General features: G+C 41.0%; 24 protein-coding genes. 23 read left to right on the forward strand and 1 reads right to left on the reverse strand.

The annotated features are described in order from the left end of the window. Positions 1 to 339: 339 nt before the first annotated feature. The 7 genes from HT687_RS08440 (at position 340) to HT687_RS08465 (ending at position 4,352) form a co-directional block, all read left to right on the forward strand. Positions 340 to 684 (forward strand): hypothetical protein, encoded by a 345-nt coding sequence (locus tag HT687_RS08440; RefSeq protein WP_025170608.1) that lies wholly within the window; start codon positions 340 to 342, stop codon positions 682 to 684. A 33-nt stretch (positions 685 to 717) separates the two neighbouring features. Further along, a complete protein-coding gene (locus HT687_RS11975) occupies positions 718 to 912 on the forward strand; it encodes a hypothetical protein (RefSeq protein ID WP_001810112.1) in 195 nt (64 codons plus the stop codon). An 82-nt stretch (positions 913 to 994) separates the two neighbouring features. Beyond that, positions 995 to 1,639 (forward strand): YesL family protein, encoded by a 645-nt coding sequence (locus tag HT687_RS08445; protein WP_023936029.1) that lies wholly within the window; start codon positions 995 to 997, stop codon positions 1,637 to 1,639. A 169-nt stretch (positions 1,640 to 1,808) separates the two neighbouring features. Further along, positions 1,809 to 2,726, forward strand: coding sequence for a dihydrodipicolinate synthase family protein (locus HT687_RS08450; protein ID WP_001281495.1), 918 nt, complete (start codon positions 1,809 to 1,811; stop codon positions 2,724 to 2,726). Between the two features lie 17 nt (positions 2,727 to 2,743). Then, positions 2,744 to 3,628, forward strand: a complete 885-nt coding sequence (locus HT687_RS08455) for an ROK family protein (RefSeq protein ID WP_000150277.1) — start codon at positions 2,744 to 2,746, stop codon at positions 3,626 to 3,628. Between the two features lie 96 nt (positions 3,629 to 3,724). Beyond that, positions 3,725 to 4,012: a hypothetical protein gene (locus HT687_RS08460; RefSeq protein WP_000150673.1), complete on the forward strand. Its 288-nt coding sequence runs from the start codon at positions 3,725 to 3,727 to the stop codon at positions 4,010 to 4,012. Continuing rightward, positions 4,002 to 4,352, forward strand: coding sequence for a type II toxin-antitoxin system RelE/ParE family toxin (locus HT687_RS08465; protein ID WP_172924159.1), 351 nt, complete (start codon positions 4,002 to 4,004; stop codon positions 4,350 to 4,352). The genes HT687_RS08460 and HT687_RS08465 overlap by 11 nt, the downstream gene beginning before the upstream one ends. Positions 4,353 to 4,413: 61 nt before the next feature. Here HT687_RS08465 and HT687_RS08470 read toward each other — a convergent pair whose 3' ends face one another. Beyond that, positions 4,414 to 5,265, reverse strand: a complete 852-nt coding sequence (locus tag HT687_RS08470) for a MurR/RpiR family transcriptional regulator (protein WP_023936026.1) — start codon at positions 5,263 to 5,265, stop codon at positions 4,414 to 4,416. Between the two features lie 303 nt (positions 5,266 to 5,568). Here HT687_RS08470 and pbp2b point away from each other — a divergent pair, with 303 nt between their 5' ends. The 16 genes from pbp2b to HT687_RS08550 all read left to right on the forward strand — a co-directional run bounded on the left by pbp2b (position 5,569) and on the right by HT687_RS08550 (position 23,033). After that, on the forward strand, positions 5,569 to 7,626 hold the full coding sequence (pbp2b, locus tag HT687_RS08475; protein ID WP_080674639.1) for a penicillin-binding protein 2B: 2,058 nt from the start codon (positions 5,569 to 5,571) through the stop codon (positions 7,624 to 7,626). 10 nt (positions 7,627 to 7,636) lie between these two features. Continuing rightward, positions 7,637 to 8,233, forward strand: coding sequence for a recombination mediator RecR (gene recR, locus HT687_RS08480; protein WP_000966761.1), 597 nt, complete (start codon positions 7,637 to 7,639; stop codon positions 8,231 to 8,233). 175 nt (positions 8,234 to 8,408) lie between these two features. Next, positions 8,409 to 9,452 carry a D-alanine--D-alanine ligase gene (locus tag HT687_RS08485; protein WP_000814626.1) on the forward strand — a complete coding sequence of 348 codons (1,044 nt, stop codon included), beginning with the start codon at positions 8,409 to 8,411 and terminating at the stop codon, positions 9,450 to 9,452. Between the two features lie 83 nt (positions 9,453 to 9,535). After that, positions 9,536 to 10,909 carry a UDP-N-acetylmuramoyl-tripeptide--D-alanyl-D-alanine ligase gene (murF, locus tag HT687_RS08490; protein WP_172924160.1) on the forward strand — a complete coding sequence of 458 codons (1,374 nt, stop codon included), beginning with the start codon at positions 9,536 to 9,538 and terminating at the stop codon, positions 10,907 to 10,909. Further along, positions 10,896 to 11,507 carry an NUDIX hydrolase gene (locus tag HT687_RS08495; RefSeq protein WP_000804584.1) on the forward strand — a complete coding sequence of 204 codons (612 nt, stop codon included), beginning with the start codon at positions 10,896 to 10,898 and terminating at the stop codon, positions 11,505 to 11,507. The genes murF and HT687_RS08495 overlap by 14 nt, the downstream gene beginning before the upstream one ends. 90 nt (positions 11,508 to 11,597) lie before the next feature. Continuing rightward, entirely contained in the window at positions 11,598 to 12,302 is a 705-nt protein-coding gene (locus HT687_RS08500; RefSeq protein ID WP_001055261.1) for a TIGR02206 family membrane protein, read from the forward strand. A 218-nt stretch (positions 12,303 to 12,520) separates the two neighbouring features. After that, positions 12,521 to 13,894: a cell division protein FtsA gene (gene ftsA / locus HT687_RS08505; protein WP_000090408.1), complete on the forward strand. Its 1,374-nt coding sequence runs from the start codon at positions 12,521 to 12,523 to the stop codon at positions 13,892 to 13,894. A 16-nt stretch (positions 13,895 to 13,910) separates the two neighbouring features. Continuing rightward, entirely contained in the window at positions 13,911 to 15,170 is a 1,260-nt protein-coding gene (gene ftsZ, locus HT687_RS08510) for a cell division protein FtsZ (RefSeq protein ID WP_138706430.1), read from the forward strand. Positions 15,171 to 15,174: 4 nt separating this feature from the next. Beyond that, complete coding sequence (locus HT687_RS08515; protein WP_138706431.1) at positions 15,175 to 15,846, forward strand: YggS family pyridoxal phosphate-dependent enzyme; 672 nt, start codon at positions 15,175 to 15,177, stop codon at positions 15,844 to 15,846. Positions 15,847 to 15,855: 9 nt separating this feature from the next. Beyond that, complete coding sequence (locus HT687_RS08520; RefSeq protein ID WP_000053381.1) at positions 15,856 to 16,395, forward strand: cell division protein SepF; 540 nt, start codon at positions 15,856 to 15,858, stop codon at positions 16,393 to 16,395. After that, on the forward strand, positions 16,395 to 16,658 hold the full coding sequence (locus HT687_RS08525) for a YggT family protein (protein ID WP_000576513.1): 264 nt from the start codon (positions 16,395 to 16,397) through the stop codon (positions 16,656 to 16,658). The genes HT687_RS08520 and HT687_RS08525 overlap by 1 nt, the downstream gene beginning before the upstream one ends. Further along, complete coding sequence (locus HT687_RS08530; protein WP_138707165.1) at positions 16,655 to 17,440, forward strand: RNA-binding protein; 786 nt, start codon at positions 16,655 to 16,657, stop codon at positions 17,438 to 17,440. Before HT687_RS08525 ends, HT687_RS08530 begins: the two co-directional genes overlap by 4 nt. Before the next feature lie 8 nt (positions 17,441 to 17,448). Beyond that, positions 17,449 to 18,330, forward strand: a complete 882-nt coding sequence (locus tag HT687_RS08535; protein WP_001123177.1) for a DivIVA domain-containing protein — start codon at positions 17,449 to 17,451, stop codon at positions 18,328 to 18,330. A 252-nt stretch (positions 18,331 to 18,582) separates the two neighbouring features. Further along, complete coding sequence (gene ileS, locus HT687_RS08540; RefSeq protein WP_054388024.1) at positions 18,583 to 21,375, forward strand: isoleucine--tRNA ligase; 2,793 nt, start codon at positions 18,583 to 18,585, stop codon at positions 21,373 to 21,375. 145 nt (positions 21,376 to 21,520) lie between these two features. Beyond that, positions 21,521 to 22,213, forward strand: a complete 693-nt coding sequence (locus HT687_RS08545; protein ID WP_054388025.1) for a phosphoglycerate mutase — start codon at positions 21,521 to 21,523, stop codon at positions 22,211 to 22,213. A 118-nt stretch (positions 22,214 to 22,331) separates the two neighbouring features. After that, complete coding sequence (locus HT687_RS08550; RefSeq protein WP_054388026.1) at positions 22,332 to 23,033, forward strand: ABC transporter ATP-binding protein; 702 nt, start codon at positions 22,332 to 22,334, stop codon at positions 23,031 to 23,033.

Here is a 23,033-nt window from a genome sequence, read left to right on the forward strand (position 1 = left end):
ACGTTTCTCATAAAAATAGGATGAATTGTTTTTTTGTAAAGCTTTGATAATACTCTACCATGAAATTGATCTTTGTGAGGTAGAGAAATGAGAATAAAATATTTAAAAATTGGTATCTTCTTGTCAGTCTGTTTATTGCTAATGAGTAATATTTTACCTTCAATTGTGTATGCGAATGAAGTCTCGCATATCCAAACTATACAGTCAGAAATGGATCGAATAGATGCAAAATTATCTCAAAATTACTTGCTAACTGAACAAGAAATTAAGGATTTGGTGGAAGATAGCAAAGGAGTCTATCCAGACATATCAGATGAACGTAAAATTGAATTGCTAGAAATGGTATCTTCTAAGTATGCTGCAAGAGCTAGTTTCTTAGATGGAAAGGGAATTACAGTTAATGAGATGGCTTGGATAATTAAGGGCATTGTGACTGGATTGATTGGTAAATACATAAAATTAGGTACTTATGCGGCTAAGTATGGTATTAGTATGGCGCGCTCGATCTTAAGTAGGGCAGCTGCAACTGCAGCAGCAAGAGTAGGATTATTGACCAAGATTTCTGGATGGATTTTACAAATAGCTGTGAATGTAGCTGATGTATATGGTAATTTTGCCTACAATATTGCTGCAGCTTGGGATGCACATGATAAAATCCCTAACAATGGTCGTATAAACTTTTAAAATGCGAGAATGAAAGCACTTTGTATTTTTTTATTGAAAGCACTTTGTATTTTTTTATTGAATATGTTAGCTTGGACAGTGCTTGCAATGATAATCCGTGGAGGGCTAGATGGATTTAATGAGCATACTTGGAGTACTATTTTAATTGCTTCGCTGTCCGGGATATATATAGATTATATGTCCATAGATAAAAGTAGAAAAAAATCCAAAAGAAAAAAGAAAAAATAGATTTGTTCATGGTAGGGACTTATGAAAGCTTTACTGACAAAAAAGAAAACAGTTTACAAAGAAAAATGATGGAGGAGCAAACATGGCACAAAAAGGAGTAAGCCTTATCAAGGCAGCATTTGATACAGACAACTTTCTCATGCGTTTTAGTGAGAAAGTCTTGGACATCGTGACAGCCAATCTTCTTTTTGTCGTCTCTTGTTTGCCCATCGTGACGATTGGAGTGGCTAAAATCAGCCTCTACGAGACCATGTTTGAGATTAAGAAGAGCAGACGGGTGCCTGTTTTTAAAATCTATCTAAGATCTTTCAAGCAAAATCTGAAACTAGGTCTTCAGCTGGGTTTAATGGAGTTAGGAATTGTGTTTCTTACCCTTTCAGATCTCTATCTTTTCTGGGGTCAAACAGCTCTGCCCTTCCAATTGCTGAAAGCCATTTGTTTAGGTATTCTGATGTTTCTTACTATCGTGATGCTGGCTAGTTACCCTATCGCGGCACGTTATGACCTATCTTGGAAAGAAATTCTTCAAAAAGGATTGATGTTGGCTAGTTTTAACTTTCCTTGGTTCTTCCTCATGTTAGCCATTCTTGTCCTCATTGTGATGGTTCTTTATCTGTCCGCCTTCAGTCTACTCTTAGGTGGCTCAGTCTTCCTACTTTTTGGGTTTGGACTATTGGTCTTTATCCAGACTGGATTGATGGAGAAAATTTTCGCAAAATATCAATAGGAGTCTTATTTCTGAAACTACTTTCAAAGGCTTCAAACGCTATTCTATAAGCTAGAAACTAAAATCTAAGTGTCTATAAGATATTGAAAGCCTTTTCGGTAAAGTGTATACTAAAGAAGTAAAGAAAGAATCTGCTTTAGCAGAAAATAAAAATAATAGGAGAAAATCTATGTCAGATTTGAAAAAATACGAAGGTGTCATTCCAGCCTTCTACGCATGTTATGATGATCAAGGAGAAGTAAGTCCAGAGCGTACACGTGCCTTGGTTCAATACTTCATTGATAAAGGTGTTCAAGGTCTTTATGTCAATGGTTCTTCTGGTGAATGTATCTACCAAAGTGTAGAAGACCGCAAGTTGATTTTGGAAGAAGTCATGGCAGTTGCTAAAGGTAAATTAACTATTATTGCCCATGTTGCTTGCAACAATACCAAAGATAGTATGGAACTGGCTCGCCACGCTGAAAGCTTGGGAGTAGATGCCATTGCAACAATTCCACCAATTTACTTCCGCTTGCCTGAATACTCAGTTGCCAAATACTGGAACGATATCAGTTCTGCAGCTCCAAATACAGACTACGTGATTTATAACATTCCTCAATTGGCAGGGGTTGCTTTGACTCCAAGCCTTTACACTGAAATGTTGAAAAATCCTCGTGTTATTGGTGTTAAGAACTCTTCTATGCCAGTTCAAGATATCCAAACCTTTGTCAGCCTTGGTGGGGAAGACCATATCGTCTTTAACGGTCCAGATGAACAGTTCCTAGGTGGTCGCCTCATGGGTGCCAAAGCTGGTATCGGTGGTACTTATGGTGCTATGCCAGAACTCTTCTTGAAACTCAATCAGTTGATTGCGGATAAAGATTTAGAAACAGCGCGTGAGTTACAGTATGCTATCAACGCTATCATTGGTAAATTGACTGCTGCACATGGAAATATGTACGGTGTCATTAAAGAAGTCTTGAAGATCAATGAAGGATTGAATATTGGTTCTGTTCGTTCACCATTGACGCCAGTAACGGAAGAAGATCGTCCAGTTGTAGAAGCAGCTGCAGCCTTGATTCGTGAAACCAAGGAGCGCTTCCTCTAATCCATAAGGAGGTATTTATGACACACTACGTTGCAATTGATATAGGTGGAACCAACATCAAGTATGGTTTGGTTGATCAAGAGGGGCAACTTCTTGAATCGCATGAAATGCCAACTGAAGCGTATAAGGGTGGATCTCATATCTTACAAAAAACCAAAGATATTGTAGCCAGCTATTTAGAAAAAGGCCCAGTAGCAGGTGTTGCCATTTCTTCTGCAGGAATGGTGGATCCTGATAAGGGGGAAATTTTCTACGCTGGACCTCAGATTCCAAATTATGCAGGAACCCAGTTCAAGAAGGAAATCGAAGAAAGCTTTGCTATTCCTTGTGAGATTGAAAATGATGTCAACTGTGCAGGTCTGGCTGAGGCAGTATCTGGTTCAGGTAAGGGAGCAAGTGTCACCCTTTGCTTGACCATTGGAACAGGTATCGGTGGTTGCTTGATTATGGATGGGAAAGTCTTCCATGGTTTTAGCAATTCGGCCTGTGAAGTCGGGTATATGCATATGCAAGATGGAGCTTTTCAGGATCTCGCTTCTACCACAGCCTTGGTGGAGTATGTAGCAACATCTCATGGAGAAGATGTTGATCAGTGGAATGGCCGACGCATTTTCAAGGAAGCCACTGAAGGCAATAAACTCTGCATGGAAGGTATTGACCGCATGGTAGACTATCTAGGAAAAGGTCTGGCAAATATTTGCTACGTTGCCAATCCAGAAGTGGTTATTCTTGGTGGTGGTATCATGGGGCAAGAGGCTATCCTCAAACCTAAGATCCGCACAGCCTTGAAAGAGGCTTTGGTACCAAGTTTAGCAGAAAAAACACGATTAGAATTTGCCCATCACCAGAATACAGCAGGTATGCTTGGTGCATATTATCATTTTAAGACAAAACAATCCTAGTTTGGCTCAGCCAAACTAGGATTTTCTAATCAAATTCCCTTGACTTTCTTTATAATTGTGAGATAATAAATAAAATATATAAAGGAATTATATAAAATGACTATAGCGAATTCAAGTAAGATTGTGACCTTCCAAGCTAATAGAGAATTAGTAAATGATGCCATGGAAGTGTTAAAAGAAAAAAATCTCTCTCTTTCATCAGCACTCAGATTATTTTTAAAGAATGTTGCCGTAACAAATGAAGTAGATTTACTGAGTGAAGAGGAATTAGAGAAGGAGTATTTGTTTAGACAATTACAAGCAGAAGTTCAAGAAAGTTATGCCAAGATTGAGGCTGGAAATTACTTGACAGATGAGGATGTCGTGACACGCTATGGATTATAAAAGATATAGGATTTTGTATTCTCCTAGAGTGATTGATAGTCTGGATAAAATATATCAGTATATAGTGGAGGAAATCGGTTCTGTAGAGGCTGCGAGACGAAAAGTAGCCAATATTAGAAAAGATATTAATCGGCTAGAAATTTTCCCCCAAGCTGGATTTGATGCTGATGAAAAATTTGGTAAGAAATTAGACCCTCGCTACCAAACGCGAGGGTTGACCTTGAGTAAGGATTACATTGTATTGTATACAATTGTTGAGGATACCGTCAGACTTGCTTATTTACTCCCTTCAAAAAGTGATTACATGAAATTATTCAAGACTAAGTCAAGATATGACTAATTTATAATCTTGAAGAGGTATGTTTGGTGATGAATAAAAATCCTAGTTTGGCTAAGCCAAACTAGGATTTTCTGACACGTTTTTGTCTACGATAGCCGTTGAGTTTCTTATTTTCCCAGTAGCTATTAAAGATTTTTTCCTTGCTTTCGCGATTGATTTCCAAAAAGTAGGCATAAATCAAATCGATAAAGAAGAGCATAGGAAGTTGAGCGGATATTCGTTGGATATAGGAAGGCTGGCTGTGGGTGGCTACAAGAACAGTCTCTGTGTAGGCCTGGCTATCTTTATTGGGAACACTTGAAAAGAGTACAGTCTTTGCCCCCATCTCCTTGGCATCTAATAGACTATCTAAAATAGAAGGTGTTGTACCAGAAAGTGAGAAGCCCAGTACGAGACAATTTTCCTCCATAATGCTGGTTGTCCATGCAAAGCCATCTTGATCGGTCAAGGCTTCGCAGACCACACCCAGACGCATGAACCGCAATTTCATTTCACGGGCGACGAGGCCAGAACTCCCTGTTCCGAAGAAGTAGACACGCTCAGCATCTTCGATTAGCTGGGCAATTCGTTCTAGTTGGATTTCGTCAATCAAGTCTTGTGTTTGTTCCCTCATGTTGCTATAACTTCTGAGGACTCGTTTGGTCAGTGGACTGTGCTTGGAGACTTGGTTGGCTTGATTTTCTGCCTGATGTTGGTATTGGAAAATAAATTCTCGGTAGCCAGTAAAGCCACACTTTTTAGCAAAGCGGGTCAAAGCAGCTTGAGAAATATGTAATTTTTGGGTGACTTGTTGAGAAGATAAATCATCTGTAATCGTTTCAGCTTGCAAAAAATAGTGAGCGATTTCTTGCTCTAGGTCTGTCATTTCTTCAAAATGTGAATCAATGATAGTTGCGATATCTGGTTTGTCCATAGGGAAAGCTCCTTTACATGAGTCATACTGGAAGACTAGATCAGGGAATAGTCACACTTCATTATAACACATAATATAAGGATAGATAAATAAAAACGCATCTCTGTTTTAAAAACGAAAAAGTCGAAAAAGCTTCTTACTTTTCCATAATTTTCTACTCAAATTGTGGTACAATTAAGAGTAAGATTTTAATTATACTCTTCGAAAATCTCTTCAAACTACGTCATCGTTGCCTTGCCGTACTCAAGTACAGCCTGCAGCTAGCTTCCTAGTTTGCTCTTTGATTTTCATTGAGTATTAGAAATGAGACTGATTTGTATGAGAAAATTTAACAGCCATTCGATTCCGATTCGGCTTAATTTATTGTTTTCAATCATCATTTTACTCTTTATGACCATTATTGGTCGTTTGTTGTATATGCAGGTTTTAAACAAGGATTTTTACGAAAAAAAGCTAGCATCAGCTAGTCAGACCAAGGTCACAAGCAGTTCTGCCCGTGGGGAAATTTATGATGCTAGTGGGAAACCTTTGGTAGAAAATACGCTAAAGAAGGTTGTTTCCTTTACGCGTAGCAATAAAATGACGGCTACAGACTTAAAAGAAACAGCTAAAAAGTTACTGACTTATGTGAGCATCAGCTCTCTAAATTTGACAGAACGCCAGCTGGCGGATTACTATTTGGCTGATCCTGAAATCTATAAACAGACAGTGGAGGCTCTCCCAAGCGAGAAACGCTTGGATTCAGATGGCAATCGCCTATCCGAATCAGAACTGTATAACAATGCGGTCGATAGTGTCCAAACGAGTCAACTAAACTATACAGAGGATGAAAAGAAAGAAATCTATCTTTTTAGTCAGTTAAATGCTGTTGGAAACTTTTCGACAGGTACCATTGCGACAGATCCTTTAAATGATTCTCAGGTGGCTGTTATTGCCTCTATTTCAAAGGAGATGCCTGGCATTAGTATTTCTACTTCTTGGGATCGAAAGGTTTTGGAAACTTCTCTTTCTTCTATAGTAGGGAGTGTATCCAGTGAAAAAGCTGGTCTCCCAGCGGAAGAAGCAGAAGCCTATCTTAAAAAAGGCTATTCTCTAAATGATCGTGTAGGAACCTCCTATTTGGAAAAGCAATATGAAGAGACCTTGCAAGGAAAACGCTCGGTAAAAGAAATCCATCTGGATAAATATGGTAATATGGAAAGCGTGGATACAATTGAGGAAGGTAGTAAGGGAAACAATATCAAGCTGACCATTGATTTGGCCTTCCAAGATAGCGTGGATGCTCTGCTGAAAAGTTATTTCAATTCCGAGCTAGGAAATGGAGGAGCCAAGTATTCTGAAGGTGTCTATGCAGTCGCCCTTAACCCCAAAACAGGTGCTGTTTTGTCTATGTCAGGACTCAAACATGACCTGAAAACGGGAGAGTTGACGCCTGATTCCTTGGGAACGGTAACCAATGTCTTTGTCCCAGGTTCGGTTGTCAAGGCTGCGACCATCAGCTCAGGTTGGGAAAATGGAGTCTTGTCAGGAAACCAGACCTTGACAGACCAGTCCATTGTCTTCCAAGGTTCAGCTCCCATCAATTCTTGGTATACTCAGGCTTACGGTTCATTCCCTATCACAGCGGTCCAAGCTCTGGAGTATTCATCAAATACCTATATGGTCCAAACAGCCTTAGGTCTTATGGGGCAAACCTATCAACCCAATATGTTTGTCGGCACCAGCAATCTAGAGTCTGCTATGGAGAAACTGCGTTCAACCTTTGGCGAATATGGCTTGGGTACTGCGACAGGAATTGACCTACCAGATGAATCTACTGGATTTGTTCCCAAAGAGTATAGCTTTGCTAATTACATTACTAATGCCTTTGGGCAGTTTGATAACTATACGCCGATGCAGTTGGCTCAGTATGTAGCAACTATTGCAAATAATGGTGTTCGTGTGGCTCCTCGTATTGTTGAAGGCATTTATGGTAATAATGATAAGGGAGGACTGGGTGACTTGATTCAGCAACTGCAACCGACAGAGATGAATAAGGTCAATATATCCGACTCCGATATGAGCATCTTGCACCAAGGTTTTTATCAGGTTGCCCATGGTACTAGTGGATTGACAACTGGACGTGCCTTTTCAAATGGTGCCTTGGTATCCATTAGCGGAAAAACAGGTACAGCCGAAAGCTATGTGGCAGATGGTCAGCAAGCAACCAATACCAATGCGGTGGCCTATGCCCCATCTGATAATCCCCAAATCGCTGTCGCAGTGGTCTTTCCTCATAATACCAATTTAACAAATGGTGTAGGACCTTCCATTGCGCGTGATATTATCAATTTGTATCAAAAATACCATCCAATGAACTAGAAAGGAAATTATGCTTTATCCAACACCCATTGCCAAGCTGATTGACAGCTATTCTAAGTTACCAGGTATCGGGATTAAGACGGCTACGCGTTTGGCCTTTTATACGATTGGGATGTCTGATGACGATGTCAATGAATTTGCAAAAAATCTCCTTTCTGCTAAGAGAGAATTGACCTACTGTTCCGTTTGTGGACGTTTGACAGACGACGACCCTTGCTCTATCTGTACCGATCCGACTCGTGACCAGACAACGATTTTGGTGCTAGAGGATAGTCGTGATGTGGCAGCTATGGAAAATATCCAAGAATACCACGGGCTCTATCATGTCTTGCATGGCCTCATTTCCCCTATGAATGGTATCAGTCCAGATGATATCAATCTCAAGGGGCTCATGACTCGTCTGATGGATAGTGAGGTTTCAGAAGTAATCGTAGCAACCAATGCCACAGCAGATGGGGAAGCAACTTCCATGTATCTTTCCCGCTTACTCAAGCCAGCTGGGATCAAGGTTACGCGCTTGGCACGAGGTCTTGCTGTGGGAGCAGATATCGAGTATGCGGACGAAGTCACACTCTTACGGGCTATTGAAAATCGAACAGAGTTGTAAGTGTAGACAAATTTACGAACTCCATTCATTTATAAAAAATCAAGGAGGCTGAAAATCGTTCCTATCGGCCTCTTTTTGTATAGTGTGATGAGTAGGATCAGGTTCAAGTTTTAAAAAACCAAGCAAATATGATATACTAAAGAGCGAGTATTCTAGTAGAATTAGGACAAATAATATGAAACAAACGATTATTCTTTTATATGGTGGAAGGAGTGCGGAACGTGAAGTCTCTGTCCTTTCAGCTGAGAGTATCATGCGTGCGGTTAACTACGACCGTTTCACAGTCAAGACTTTCTTTATCAGTCAGTCAGGTGACTTTATCAAAACGCAGGAATTTAGTCAGACTCCAGGTCAAGAGGACCGTCTCATGACCAATGAAACCATTGATTGGGATAAGAAAGTTGCACCAAGTGCTATCTATGAAGAAGGGGCAGTGGTCTTTCCAGTTCTTCATGGTCCGATGGGAGAAGATGGCTCTGTTCAAGGATTCCTTGAAGTTTTGAAATTGCCTTATGTCGGTTGCAATATCTTGTCATCCAGTCTTGCCATGGATAAAATCACGACTAAGCGTGTGTTAGAATCTGCTGGCATTGCACAAGTTCCCTATGTGGCTATCGTTGAAGGGGATGATGTGACTGCTAAAATCGCTGAAGTGGAAGAAAAATTGACTTATCCAGTCTTCACTAAGCCGTCAAACATGGGTTCTAGTGTCGGTATTTCTAAGTCTGAAAATCAAGAAGAACTTCGTCAAGCTTTGGAACTTGCCTTTCAATATGACAGCCGTGTCTTGGTAGAGCAAGGGGTCAATGCCCGTGAAATCGAGGTTGGTCTCTTGGGAAACTACGATGTCAAAAGCACGCTACCAGGAGAAGTAGTCAAGGATGTTGCCTTTTATGACTACGATGCCAAGTATATTGATAACAAGATTACCATGGACATCCCAGCCAAAATCAGTGATGATGTGGTAGCTGTCATGCGTCAAAATGCAGAGACGGCCTTCCGTGCCATTGGAGGCCTCGGTCTCTCTCGTTGCGATTTCTTCTATACAGATAAGGGAGAGATTTTCCTAAACGAGCTCAATACCATGCCAGGTTTCACCCAGTGGTCAATGTATCCACTACTTTGGGACAATATGGGAATCAGCTACGCAGAACTAATCGAGCGTTTGGTTGACCTTGCCAAGGAAAGCTTTAACAAGCGCGAAGCGCATTTGCTATAAAATGAAAGAGAGGGTAGAAGCCAGAACCATCACTGCCAGGTGACTAGAGTTCTCGGGCTTCGACCCTTTTTAAAGGAGTAGAAATGAAATTAACAATCCATGAAGTTGCCCAAGCTGTTGGAGCTAAAAATGATGTTAGTCTTTTTGCGAACGCCCAGTTAGAAAAGGCTGAGTTTGACAGTCGATTGATTGGGACTGGAGATTTATTTGTGCCACTCAAAGGTGCGCGTGATGGTCATGACTTTATCGAAACAGCCTTTGAAAATGGTGCGGTAGCAACCCTGTCTGAGAAAGAAATCGCAAATCATCCCTACATTCTAGTAGACGACGTGTTGACTGCATTTCAAAAACTAGCTGCCTACTATCTTGAAAAAACGACTGTTGATGTCTTTGCTATTACGGGTTCAAATGGTAAGACAACGACCAAGGATATGTTGGCACATTTGCTGTCAACAATCTACAAAACCTACAAAACTCAAGGAAACTACAATAACGAGATTGGTCTTCCTTACACAGTTCTCCATATGCCTGAAGGAACAGAAAAGTTGGTTTTGGAGATGGGACAGGATCACTTGGGAGATATTCATCTCTTGTCTGAATTGGCTCATCCAAAGATAGCCATCGTGACCTTGGTTGGAGAAGCCCATTTGGCCTTTTTCAAAGACCGTTCGGAGATTGCCCAAGGAAAAATGCAAATTGCAGATGGCATGGCTTCGAATTCCTTGCTTTTGGCCCCAGCCGACTCCATTGTAGAGGCCTACTTGCCAACTGATAAAAAGGTGGTTCGTTTTGGGCAAAGAGCAGAGTTGGAAATCACAGACTTGGTTGAGCGTAAGGACAGTCTGACCTTTAAAGCTAATTTCTTGGAACAAGCCCTTGATTTGCCAGTGACTGGTAAGTACAATGCCACTAATGCTATGATTGCTGCTTATGTGGCCCTACAAGAAGGAGTTTCAGAAGAACAAATTTGTCAGGCCTTCCAAAATCTTGAATTGACGCGTAACCGTACCGAGTGGAAGAAAGCAGCCAATGGAGCAGACATCTTGTCAGATGTTTACAATGCCAATCCAACTGCTATGAAGCTGATTTTAGAGACCTTCTCTGCCATTCCAGCCAATGAAGGGGGCAAGAAAATTGCGGTTTTAGCGGACATGAAGGAACTGGGTAACCAGTCAGTTCAACTCCATAATCAGATGATTTTGAGCCTTTCTCCAGATGTGCTGGATACCGTGATTTTCTACGGAGAAGACATTGCTGAATTGGCCCAACTTGCCAGTCAAATGTTCCCAATTGGCCACGTTTACTATTTCAAGAAAACAGAAGACCAAGACCAATTTGAAGACCTAGTCAAGCAGGTCAAGGAAAGCCTCAGTGCCAATGATCAAATCTTGCTCAAGGGCTCTAACTCTATGAACCTAGCCATGTTGGTAGAAAGTTTAGAAAATGAAACCAAGTGATTTTGTTAAGTATCTGCAAAGAATGATTGCCCTTACAGATACTGGCTTAACCTTTACAAAAGATCCTTTTGACTGTGAGCGCTACGAAGACTTGCGAAGTCTGTTATCTGAAATGTTGAATCAGGTATCAGACCTTGATGCAGACGAAGTGGCAGAACTCTTGAAACCGACCTCCGCTTATGCGACTCCCTTAATGGACGTCCGTGCTTGGATTGTTGAGGATGAGAAGATTTGTCTGGTTAGGGGACAAGGAGAGGATAGTTGGGCTTTGCCAGGTGGCTTTGGTGAAGTCGGCTATTCTCCAACTGAAAATATTCTCAAGGAAATTGAAGAAGAAACCGGTTTTAAAGCCAAAGTTGAAAGACTGCTAGCTGTTTTTGATACCAATCGTTTCCAACTACAGAGCAAACAATATGCAAAGTTTGTTTTTGAATGTAAGCTTCTCGATGGACAATTCCAAGAAAATCAAGAAATCGCTGACCTTCAATTTTTTGCAATTGACCAACTGCCGAATTTATCTGAAAAACGCATTACCAAGGAGCAAATCGAGATTCTTTGGCAGGTTTATCAAGGTCAGAGGGAGCAATATCTTGACTAAGAAGATGATTATCGTATTTCTAAATCCATTTTTGACAAATAGCATGGTATAATAATATGCAGGAAAATTTTGAATTATGAGGAAGACTAGATGAATTTATGGGATATTTTTTTTACAACTCAGCCAACAGAACCACCTAAATTTGACCTTTTTTGGTATGTTAGCCTATTTACGCTCTTAGCCTTGACCTTTTATACAGCCTATCGCTATCGTGAAAAGAAGGTTTACCAACGATTTTTCCAGATTTTACAGGCCGTTCAGTTGATCCTTCTTTATGGTTGGTACTGGGTCAATCATATGCCATTGTCAGAAAGCCTACCCTTTTACCATTGCCGTATGGCTATGTTTGTGGTACTCTTGCTTCCTGGTCAGTCCAAATATAAACAATACTTTGCATTATTGGGAACATTTGGGACATTAGCAGCCTTTGTTTATCCAGTGCCAGATGCTTACCCTTTTCCACATATCACCATTTTATCCTTTATCTTTGGTCATTTAGCACTCTTGGGGAACTCTCTAGTTTATCTATTGAGACAGTATAGTGCGAAATTGCTGGATGTGAAGGGAATTTTTCTCATGACCTTTGCCCTAAATGCCTTGATTTTTGTGGTCAATTTGGTAACAGGTGGGGATTACGGATTCTTGACAAAACCGCCATTGGTTGGGGATCATGGTCTAGTAGCTAATTATTTACTTGTTTCAATTGTGCTGGTAGCTACTATCAGTTTGACTAAGAAAATCTTAGAATTCTTTTTAGCTCAAGAAGCAGAAAAAATGATTGCAAAGAAAGCTTAACACAGAGCTTTCTTTTTTTGTCTTAGAGAGTTTTTACAAGCAGCTTATAAAATAAGAATTTCTGAACATAGAAACTCAAAAATTGGCTGGGAAATTTAGGAAAAAAGCAAGCATGATTAAATTTTTTGTGTTATAATATTCTGTGAATAGCTATGCCTAAGTTTAGCTATGGAATAATACGAAGTGCGAAACTTGGAAGATAGAGAGGATGCGATGTAATGGCTAGAGAAGGCTTTTTTACAGGTCTAGATATTGGAACAAGCTCTGTCAAGGTGCTTGTAGCCGAGCAGAGAAATGGTGAATTAAATGTAATTGGCGTGAGTAATGCCAAAAGTAAAGGTGTAAAGGATGGAATTATTGTTGATATTGATGCAGCAGCAACTGCTATCAAGTCAGCCATTTCCCAAGCAGAAGAAAAGTCAGGCATTTCGATTAAATCAGTGAATGTCGGCTTGCCTGGTAATCTTTTGCAGGTAGAACCAACTCAAGGGATGATTCCAGTAACATCTGATACCAAGGAAATTACGGATCAAGATGTTGAAAATGTTGTCAAATCAGCTTTGACAAAGAGTATGACACCTGACCGTGAAGTCATTACCTTTATTCCTGAAGAATTTATTGTGGATGGTTTCCAAGGGATTCGTGACCCACGTGGCATGATGGGGGTTCGTCTTGAAATGCGTGGTTTGCTTTATACAGGTCCTCGCACTATTTTACATAACCTACGTAAGACAGTAGAACGTGTCGGACTACAGGTTGAAAATGTTATTATTTCACCACTAGCAATGGTTCAATCAGTTTTGAACGAAGGTGAACGTGAATTTGGTGCTACAGTGATTGATATGGGAGCAGGTCAAACGACTGTCGCTACAATCCGTAACCAAGAACTTCAGTTCACACATATTCTCCAAGAAGGTGGAGATTATGTAACTAAAGATATCTCCAAGGTTTTGAAAACCTCTCGCAAATTAGCGGAAGGCTTGAAACTGAATTACGGGGAAGCCTATCCGCCTCTTGCAAGCAAAGAAACCTTCCAAGTAGAAGTTATTGGAGAAGTAGAAGCAGTTGAAGTGACGGAAGCCTACTTGTCAGAAATTATTTCTGCACGAATTAAGCACATCCTTGAGCAAATCAAGCAAGAATTAGATAGAAGACGTCTATTGGAGCTCCCTGGTGGTATTGTCTTAATCGGTGGGAATGCCATTTTACCAGGTATGGTTGAACTTGCTCAGGAAGTCTTTGGCGTCCGTGTCAAGCTTTATGTTCCAAATCAAGTTGGTATCCGTAATCCAGCCTTTGCGCATGTGATTAGTTTATCAGAATTTGCGGGTCAATTAACAGAAGTGAATCTTTTGGCTCAGAGAGCGATAAAAGGTGAGAATGACTTAAGTCATCAGCCAATTAGTTTTGGTGGGATGCTGCAAAAGACAGCTCAGTTTGTACAATCAACGCCTGTTCAACCAGCTCCTGCTCCAGAAGTAGAGCCGGTGGCGCCTACAGAACCAATGGCGGATTTCCAACAAGCTTCACAAAATAAACCGAAATTAGCAGATCGTTTCCGTGGCTTGATCGGAAGCATGTTTGACGAATAAAGAGGAAAAATAAATTATGACATTTTCATTTGATACAGCTGCTGCTCAAGGTGCAGTGATTAAAGTAATTGGTGTCGGTGGAGGTGGTGGCAATGCCATCAACCGTATGGTCGACGAAGGTGTTACAGGCGTAGAATTTATCGCAGCAAACACAGATGTACAAGCATTGAGTAGTACAAAAGCTGAGACTGTTATTCAGTTGGGACCTAAATTGACTCGTGGTTTGGGTGCAGGAGGTCAACCTGAGGTTGGTCGTAAAGCTGCTGAAGAAAGCGAAGAAACACTGACGGAAGCTATCAGTGGCGCAGATATGGTCTTCATCACTGCTGGTATGGGAGGAGGCTCTGGAACTGGAGCTGCTCCTGTTATTGCTCGTATCGCCAAAGATTTAGGTTCTCTTACAGTTGGTGTTGTGACACGTCCCTTTGGTTTTGAAGGAAGCAAACGTGGACAATTTGCCGTTGAAGGAATCAACCAACTTCGTGAGCATGTAGATACTCTATTGATTATTTCAAACAACAACTTGCTTGAAATTGTTGATAAGAAAACACCGCTCTTGGAGGCTCTTAGCGAAGCGGATAACGTTCTTCGTCAAGGTGTTCAAGGGATTACCGATTTGATTACCAATCCAGGATTGATTAACCTTGACTTTGCCGATGTGAAAACAGTTATGGCAAATAAAGGGAATGCTCTCATGGGTATTGGTATCGGTAGTGGAGAAGAACGTGTGGTAGAAGCGGCGCGTAAGGCAATTTACTCTCCACTTCTTGAAACAACAATTGATGGAGCAGAAGATGTGATTGTCAACGTAACTGGTGGTCTCGATTTAACCTTGATTGAAGCTGAGGAGGCTTCACAAATTGTGAACCAGGCAGCAGGTCAAGGAGTGAACATCTGGCTCGGTACTTCAATTGATGAAAGTATGCGTGATGAAATTCGTGTAACAGTTGTCGCAACGGGTGTTCGTCAAGACCGCGTAGAGAAGGCTGTTGCTCCACAAGCTAGACCGACTACTAACTACCGTGAGACAGTGAAACCAGCTCATTCACATGGCTTTGATCGTCATTTTGATATGGCAGAAACAGCTGAATTGCCAAAACAAAATCCACGTCGTTTGGAACCAACTCAGGCATCTGCTTTTGGTGATTGGGATCTTCGCCGTGAATCGATTGTTCGTACAACAGATTCAGTCGTTTCTCCAGTTGAACGCTTTGAAGCCCCAACATCACAAGATGAAGATGAATTGGATACACCTCCATTTTTCAAAAATCGTTAAGTAAATGAATGTAAAAGAAAATACAGAACTTGTTTTTCGAGAAGTCGCAGAGGCTAGTCTGAGTGCTCATCGAGAGAGTGGTTCAGTCTCTGTCATTGCAGTTACCAAGTATGTAGATGTACCGACAGCGGAAGCCTTGCTTCCGCTAGGTGTTCATCATATCGGTGAAAATCGTGTCGATAAGTTTCTGGAAAAATATGAAGCTCTAAAAGATCGAGATGTGACTTGGCATTTGATTGGTACCTTGCAAAGACGTAAGGTGAAAGATGTCATTCAATACGTTGATTATTTCCATGCCTTGGATTCAGTAAAGCTAGCAGGGGAAATTCAAAAAAGAAGTGACCGAGTCATCAAGTGTTTCCTTCAAGTAAATATTTCTAAAGAAGAAAGCAAGCACGGTTTTTCGAGAGAGGAACTGCTGGATATCTTGCCAGAGTTAGCCAGACTAGATAAGATTGAATATGTTGGTTTAATGACGATGGCACCTTTTGAGGCTAGAAGTGAGCAGTTGAAAGAAATTTTCAAGGCGACCCAAGATTTACAAAGAGAAATCCAAGAAAAACAAATTCCAAATATGCCTATGACCGAGTTAAGTATGGGAATGAGTCGTGATTATAAAGAAGCGATTCAATTCGGTTCCACCTTTGTTCGTATAGGTACAGCATTTTTTAAGTAGGAGAGAACCATGTCTTTAAAAGATAGATTCGATAGATTTATAGATTATTTTACGGAGGATGAGGATTCAAGTCTCCCTTATGAAAAAAGAGATGAGCCTGTGTTTACTCCAGTAAATTCTTCACAGGAACCGGCTCTCCCAATCACTCAAACTCCACAATCAGCTGGAACAAAGGAGAACAATATCACCAGACTTCATGCAAGACAACAGGAATTGGCAAATCAGAGTCAGCGTGCAACTGATAAGGTCATTATAGATGTTCGTTATCCTAGAAAATATGAAGACGCAACAGAAATTGTTGATTTATTGGCAGGAAACGAAAGTATCTTGATTGATTTTCAATATATGACTGAAGTGCAGGCTCGTCGTTGTTTGGATTACCTGGATGGGGCTTGCCATGTTCTAGCTGGAAGTCTGAAAAAAGTAGCTTCTACCATGTATCTGTTGACACCAGTGAATGTTATTGTGAATGTAGAAGATATTCGTTTGCCAGATGAAGATCAACAGGGTGAGTTTGATTTTGATATGAGACGAAATAGAGTACGATAATGATTTTTTTAATTCGTATGATTTATAATGCAGTGGATATTTACTCCCTGATTTTGGTAGCCTTTGCTGTCATGTCTTGGTTTCCAGGCGCCTACGAATCCAGTTTGGGTCGTTGGATTGTAGCGTTGGTAAAACCAGTACTTGCTCCCTTGCAACGCCTGCCTTTACAGATAGCGGGCCTTGATTTATCTGTTTGGGTTGCGATTGTTTTGGTTCGATTTTTAGGAGAAAACCTAGTCCGTTTTCTGGCGATGATAGGATGAATAAAGGGATTTATCAGCATTTCTCCATAGAAGATCGTCCCTTTCTTGACAAGGGAATGGAATGGATAAAGAAGGTAGAAGATAGCTATGCTCCTTTTTTAACTCCTTTTATCAATCCTCATCAGGAGAAACTATTAAAGATTTTGGCCAAAACCTATGGTCTTGCTTGTAGCAGTAGTGGGGAATTTGTCTCGAGTGAGTATGTTCGAGTTTTATTATACCCAGATTATTTCCAACCAGAGTTTTCAGATTTTGAAATATCTCTTCAGGAAATTGTGTATTCCAATAAATTTGAACATTTAACGCATGCTAAGATTTTAGGGACAGTCATCAATCAATTAGGGATTGAACGGAAACTTTTTGGAGATATCCTAGTAGATGAAGAACGGGCGCAGATTATGATTAATCAGCAGTTTCTTCTTCTCTTTAAAGATGGATTAAAGAAAATTGGCCGTATACCTGTTTCGCTGGAGGAACGTCCTTTCGCCGAGAAAATAGATAAGCTAGAACAGTATCGAGAACTGGATTTATCTGTGTCTAGTTTTCGATTAGATGTTCTTTTATCAAATGTTTTGAAACTATCTAGGAATCAAGCAAACCAGTTGATTGAAAAGAAACTTGTCCAAGTAAATTATCATGTGGTAGACAAATCAGATTACACTGTTCAAGTTGGAGATTTGATTAGTGTGAGAAAATTTGGTCGCTTGAGATTACTTCAAGATAAGGGACAAACGAAAAAAGAGAAGAAAAAAATAACCGTCCAGTTATTATTAAGTAAGTGAGGAATAGAATGCCAATTACATCATTAGAAATAAAGGACAAGACCTTTGGAACTCGATTCAGAGGCTTTGATCCAGAAGAAGTCGATGAATTTTTAGATATTGTGGTTCGTGATTACGAAGATCTTGTTCGTGCGAATCATGATAAAGATTTGCGTATTAAGAGTTTAGAAGAGCGTTTGTCTTACTTTGACGAAATGAAAGATTCATTGAGCCAGTCTGTATTGATTGCCCAAGACACAGCTGAGCGAGTGAAACAAGCAGCACATGAACGTTCAAACAATATCATTCATCAAGCAGAGCAGGATGCGCAACGCTTGTTGGAAGAAGCTAAATATAAGGCAAACGAGATTCTTCGTCAAGCAACAGACAATGCTAAGAAAGTTGCTGTTGAAACCGAAGAGTTGAAGAACAAGAGCCGTGTCTTCCACCAACGTCTCAAATCTACAATTGAGAGTCAGTTGGCTATTGTTGAATCTTCAGACTGGGAAGATATTCTTCGCCCAACAGCTACTTATCTTCAAACCAGTGATGAAGCCTTTAAAGAAGTGGTTAGCGAGGTACTTGGAGAACCGATTCCAGCTCCAATTGAGGAAGAACCAATTGATATGACACGTCAGTTCTCTCAAGCAGAAATGGCAGAGTTACAGGCTCGTATTGAAGCAGCCAATAAAGAATTGGCTGAATTTGAAGCTCAGACTAAACAGGAAGTGGAAGCTCCAACTCCTGTAGTGGGTCCTCAAATGGAAGAAGAACCTGCTCATCCAGTTGGTCCAATGTATGAAGAGCCAGAAGTAGCTCCAGTACATCCTTCGGCTCCAACACCAGCTACAGAAACATTTGATTCAGCACCAGGATTTGAAGCACCGCAAGAATCCGTTACAATTTTATAAGAAATATTCTGAGAACAATATCTTATCCTTATATTTCCAGCGAGCAGGAGATGGTGTGAGTCCTGTAATCCCTATTGATAAGATTATCCTCTCAAAAACTCAAGTCTGAAGTTAGTAGGATTTGACGTTCCCCACGTTACGGGATAAGAGGGAGAAAGACTAGATCTTTTTCCGAATAAAGGTGGTACCGCGATTTTCGTCCTTTTTGGCAGTCGTGGTTTTTAATTTGTTATTATTTATAAAGGAGATACCATGAAACTCAAAGATACCCTTAACCTTGGGAAAACAGCTTTCCCAATGCGTGCAGGCCTTCCGACCAAAGAGCCAGTTTGGCAAAAGGAATGGGAAGATGCAAAACTTTACCAACGTCGTCAAGAATTGAACCAAGGAAAACCTCATTTCACCTTGCATGATGGCCCTCCATACGCGAACGGAAATATCCACGTTGGACACGCTATGAACAAGATTTCAAAAGATATCATTGTTCGCTCAAAATCTATGTCAGGTTTTTACGCACCATTTATCCCAGGTTGGGATACTCATGGTCTGCCAATCGAGCAAGTTTTGGCAAAACAAGGTGTCAAACGTAAAGAAATGGACTTGGTTGAGTACTTGAAACTTTGCCGTGAATACGCTCTTTCTCAAGTAGATAAACAACGTGAAGACTTTAAACGTTTGGGTGTTTCTGGTGACTGGGAAAATCCATATGTGACTTTGACTCCTGATTATGAAGCAGCTCAAATCCGTGTATTTGGTGAGATGGCTAATAAAGGCTATATCTACCGTGGTGCAAAACCAGTTTACTGGTCATGGTCATCTGAGTCAGCCCTTGCCGAAGCGGAAATTGAATACCATGATTTGGTTTCAACTTCCCTTTACTATGCCAATAAGGTAAAAGATGGCAAAGGTGTTCTAGATACAGATACTTACATCGTTGTTTGGACAACTACTCCATTCACCATCACAGCTTCTCGTGGTTTGACGGTTGGAGCAGATATTGATTACGTTTTAGTTCAACCTGCTGGTGAAACTCGTAAGTTTGTCGTTGCTGCAGAATTATTGAATAGCTTGTCTGAGAAATTTGGTTGGGCTGATGTTCAAGTGTTGGCAACTTACCGTGGTCAAGAACTCAACCACATCGTAACAGAACACCCATGGGATACAGCTGTAGATGAATTGGTTATTCTTGGTGACCACGTTACCACTGACTCTGGTACTGGTATTGTCCATACAGCCCCTGGTTTTGGTGAGGACGACTACAATGTTGGTATTGCTAATGGTCTTGAAGTCGCAGTGACTGTTGATGAACGCGGTATCATGATGGGGAATGCTGGTCCTGAGTTTGAAGGCCAGTTCTACGACAAGGTTGTACCAACTGTTATTGAAAAACTCGGCAGCCTCCTTCTTGCCCAAGAAGAAATCTCTCACTCATACCCATTTGACTGGCGTACTAAGAAACCAATCATCTGGCGTGCAGTACCACAATGGTTTGCCTCAGTTTCTAAATTCCGCCAAGAAATCCTGGACGAAATTGAAAAAGTGAAATTCCACTCAGAATGGGGTAAAGTCCGTCTTTACAATATGATTCGTGACCGTGGCGACTGGGTTATCTCTCGTCAACGTGCTTGGGGTGTTCCACTTCCAATTTTCTACGCTGAAGATGGTACAGCGATCATGACTGCTGAAACGATTGAGCATGTAGCTCAACTCTTTGAAGTACACGGTTCAAGCATTTGGTGGGAACGTGATGCCAAAGACCTCTTGCCAGAAGGATTTACTCATCCAGGTTCACCAAACGGAGAGTTCAAAAAAGAAACTGACATCATGGACGTTTGGTTTGACTCAGGTTCATCATGGAATGGAGTGGTTGTAAACCGTCCTGAGTTGACTTACCCAGCAGACCTTTACCTAGAAGGTTCTGACCAATACCGTGGTTGGTTCAACTCTTCACTCATCACATCTGTTGCCAACCATGGCGTAGCACCTTACAAACAAATCTTGTCACAAGGTTTTGCCCTTGATGGTAAAGGTGAGAAGATGTCTAAATCTCTTGGAAATACCATTGCTCCAAGCGATGTTGAAAAACAATTTGGTGCTGAAATCTTGCGTCTCTGGGTAACAAGTGTTGACTCAAGCAATGACGTGCGTATTTCTATGGATATCTTGAGCCAAGTCTCTGAAACTTACCGTAAGATTCGTAACACCCTTCGTTTCTTGATTGCCAATACATCTGACTTTAACCCAACTCAAGATTCAGTAGCTTATGAAGAACTACGTTCAGTTGATAAGTACATGACGATTCGCTTTAACCAGCTTGTGAAAACGATTCGTGATGCTTATGCAAACTTTGAATTCTTGACAATCTACAAGGCCTTGGTGAACTTTATCAACGTTGATTTATCAGCCTTCTACCTTGATTTTGCTAAAGATGTTGTTTACATCGAAGGTGCCAAATCATTGGAACGCCGTCAAATGCAGACTGTCTTCTATGACATTCTTGTGAAAATCACCAAACTCTTGACACCAATCCTTCCTCACACTGCGGAAGAAATCTGGTCATACCTTGAGTTTGAAGCCGAAGACTTCGTCCAATTGTCAGAATTACCAGAAGCAGAGACATTTGCTAACCAAGAAGAAATCTTGGATACATGGGCAGCCTTCATGGACTTTCGTGGACAAGCACAAAAAGCCTTGGAAGAAGCTCGTAATGCAAAAGTTATCGGTAAATCACTTGAAGCACACTTGACAGTTTATCCAAATGAAGTTGTGAAAACTCTACTCGAAGCAGTAAACAGCAATGTAGCACAACTTTTGATCGTGTCTGAGTTGACCATCGCAGAAGGACCAGCTCCAGAAGCTGCCCTTAGCTTTGAAGATGTCGCCTTCACTGTTGAACGCGCTGCAGGCCAAGTATGTGACCGTTGCCGTCGCACCGACCCAACAACAGCAGAACGCACCTACCAGGCAGTCATCTGTGACCACTGTGCAAGCATCGTAGAAGAAAACTTTGCGGACGCAGTCGCAGAAGGATTTGAAGAGAAGTAAGGTTGTTGTCTGATACTAAGAAGGAAAAGGATTGCCAAACAGTCCTTTCCTTTTTGGTTTTGACTAGCTTTTTTGTGAAAAATTGTGTAGAATAGAATAGATAAACGAGGGGAAACCTCGGAAAATTTGAAGGAGAATCCATCTAATGGTAAAATTGGTTTTTGCTCGCCACGGTGAGTCTGAATGGAACAAAGCTAACCTTTTCACTGGTTGGGCTGATGTTGATTTGTCTGAAAAAGGTACACAACAAGCGATTGACGCTGGTAAATTGATCAAAGAAGCTGGTATCGAATTTGACCAAGCTTACACTTCAGTATTGAAACGTGCTATCAAAACAACGAACTTGGCTCTTGAAGCTTCTGACCAATTGTGGGTTCCAGTTGAAAAATCATGGCGCCTGAACGAACGTCACTACGGTGGTTTGACTGGTAAAAACAAAGCTGAAGCTGCTGAGCAATTTGGTGATGAGCAAGTTCACATCTGGCGTCGTTCATACGATGTATTGCCTCCAAACATGGACCGTGATGATGAGCATTCAGCTCACACTGATCGTCGTTACGCTTCACTTGACGATTCAGTTATTCCAGATGCTGAAAACTTGAAAGTGACTTTGGAACGTGCCCTTCCATTCTGGGAAGATAAAATCGCTCCAGCTCTTAAAGATGGTAAAAACGTATTCGTAGGAGCTCACGGTAACTCAATCCGTGCCCTTTTAAAACACATCAAAGGTTTGTCAGATGACGAGATCATGGACGTGGAAATCCCTAACTTCCCACCATTGGTATTCGAATTCGACGAAAAATTGAACGTAGTTTCTGAATACTACCTTGGAAAATAAAAAAATGTAAGTCTAGAATTGATTTCTAGGCTTTTTGTTTTTGTTCCCAGTTTCCAATGGCTTGAAAAAGCGATATAATGATAGTAGGAAGTAATTTGTTTAAGAGAGGGTGGCACTGATGGCTTATATTGAGATGAAACACTGTTACAAGCGTTATCAGGTTGGGGACACGGAGATTGTGGCCAATCGCGATGTGAATTTTGAAATTGAAAAGGGTGAATTGGTTATTATTCTAGGTGCATCTGGTGCAGGCAAGTCAACGGTTCTTAACCTTCTTGGGGGAATGGATACCAATGATGATGGGGAAATCTGGATAGATGGTGTTAATATTGCAGACTATAGTTCCCACCAGAGGACCAATTATCGTAGAAATGATGTTGGTTTTGTTTTTCAGTTTTATAATCTAGTTTCCAATTTGACTGCTAAGGAAAATGTGGAGTTGGCTTCTGAAATCGTGACAGATGCTTTGGATCCTGAGCAGGTCTTGACAGATGTAGGTCTGGCTCATCGTCTCAATAATTTCCCAGCTCAGCTGTCTGGAGGGGAGCAACAGCGAGTCTCCATTGCACGCGCGGTAGCCAAAAATCCTAAAATTCTCCTTTGTGACGAACCAACAGGCGCCTTGGATTATCAGACGGGCAAGCAAGTCTTGAAGATTCTCCAAGACATGTCTCGTCAAAAGGGGGCGACGGTGATTATCGTGACTCACAATGGAGCTTTGGCGCCCATTGCTGATCGCGTGATTCATATGCACGATGCCAGTGTCAAGGATGTGGTGATCAACCAGCATCCTCAGGATATCGACAGTTTGGAGTACTAG

The sequence above is a fragment of the Streptococcus sp. 1449 genome, from assembly GCF_013276805.1.
Classification (GTDB): Bacteria; Bacillota; Bacilli; order Lactobacillales; family Streptococcaceae; genus Streptococcus; species Streptococcus pseudopneumoniae.

What these genes read in the sequence shown, in the direction of transcription:
- HT687_RS08440 (WP_025170608.1), top strand. Translation starts at nt 340, where the DNA reads ATGGTATCTTCTAAGTATGCTGCAAGAGCTAGTTTCTTAGATGGAAAG.
- HT687_RS08445 (WP_023936029.1), top strand. Translation starts at nt 995, where the DNA reads ATGGCACAAAAAGGAGTAAGCCTTATCAAGGCAGCATTTGATACAGAC.
- HT687_RS08450 (WP_001281495.1), top strand. Translation starts at nt 1,809, where the DNA reads ATGTCAGATTTGAAAAAATACGAAGGTGTCATTCCAGCCTTCTACGCA.
- HT687_RS08455 (WP_000150277.1), top strand. Translation starts at nt 2,744, where the DNA reads ATGACACACTACGTTGCAATTGATATAGGTGGAACCAACATCAAGTAT.
- HT687_RS08460 (WP_000150673.1), top strand. Translation starts at nt 3,725, where the DNA reads ATGACTATAGCGAATTCAAGTAAGATTGTGACCTTCCAAGCTAATAGA.
- HT687_RS08465 (WP_172924159.1), top strand. Translation starts at nt 4,002, where the DNA reads ATGGATTATAAAAGATATAGGATTTTGTATTCTCCTAGAGTGATTGAT.
- HT687_RS08470 (WP_023936026.1), bottom strand. Translation starts at nt 5,265, where the DNA reads ATGGACAAACCAGATATCGCAACTATCATTGATTCACATTTTGAAGAA.
- pbp2b (WP_080674639.1), top strand. Translation starts at nt 5,569, where the DNA reads ATGAGACTGATTTGTATGAGAAAATTTAACAGCCATTCGATTCCGATT.
- recR (WP_000966761.1), top strand. Translation starts at nt 7,637, where the DNA reads ATGCTTTATCCAACACCCATTGCCAAGCTGATTGACAGCTATTCTAAG.
- HT687_RS08485 (WP_000814626.1), top strand. Translation starts at nt 8,409, where the DNA reads ATGAAACAAACGATTATTCTTTTATATGGTGGAAGGAGTGCGGAACGT.
- murF (WP_172924160.1), top strand. Translation starts at nt 9,536, where the DNA reads ATGAAATTAACAATCCATGAAGTTGCCCAAGCTGTTGGAGCTAAAAAT.
- HT687_RS08495 (WP_000804584.1), top strand. Translation starts at nt 10,896, where the DNA reads ATGAAACCAAGTGATTTTGTTAAGTATCTGCAAAGAATGATTGCCCTT.
- HT687_RS08500 (WP_001055261.1), top strand. Translation starts at nt 11,598, where the DNA reads ATGAATTTATGGGATATTTTTTTTACAACTCAGCCAACAGAACCACCT.
- ftsA (WP_000090408.1), top strand. Translation starts at nt 12,521, where the DNA reads ATGGCTAGAGAAGGCTTTTTTACAGGTCTAGATATTGGAACAAGCTCT.
- ftsZ (WP_138706430.1), top strand. Translation starts at nt 13,911, where the DNA reads ATGACATTTTCATTTGATACAGCTGCTGCTCAAGGTGCAGTGATTAAA.
- HT687_RS08515 (WP_138706431.1), top strand. Translation starts at nt 15,175, where the DNA reads ATGAATGTAAAAGAAAATACAGAACTTGTTTTTCGAGAAGTCGCAGAG.
- HT687_RS08520 (WP_000053381.1), top strand. Translation starts at nt 15,856, where the DNA reads ATGTCTTTAAAAGATAGATTCGATAGATTTATAGATTATTTTACGGAG.
- HT687_RS08525 (WP_000576513.1), top strand. Translation starts at nt 16,395, where the DNA reads ATGATTTTTTTAATTCGTATGATTTATAATGCAGTGGATATTTACTCC.
- HT687_RS08530 (WP_138707165.1), top strand. Translation starts at nt 16,655, where the DNA reads ATGAATAAAGGGATTTATCAGCATTTCTCCATAGAAGATCGTCCCTTT.
- HT687_RS08535 (WP_001123177.1), top strand. Translation starts at nt 17,449, where the DNA reads ATGCCAATTACATCATTAGAAATAAAGGACAAGACCTTTGGAACTCGA.
- ileS (WP_054388024.1), top strand. Translation starts at nt 18,583, where the DNA reads ATGAAACTCAAAGATACCCTTAACCTTGGGAAAACAGCTTTCCCAATG.
- HT687_RS08545 (WP_054388025.1), top strand. Translation starts at nt 21,521, where the DNA reads ATGGTAAAATTGGTTTTTGCTCGCCACGGTGAGTCTGAATGGAACAAA.
- HT687_RS08550 (WP_054388026.1), top strand. Translation starts at nt 22,332, where the DNA reads ATGGCTTATATTGAGATGAAACACTGTTACAAGCGTTATCAGGTTGGG.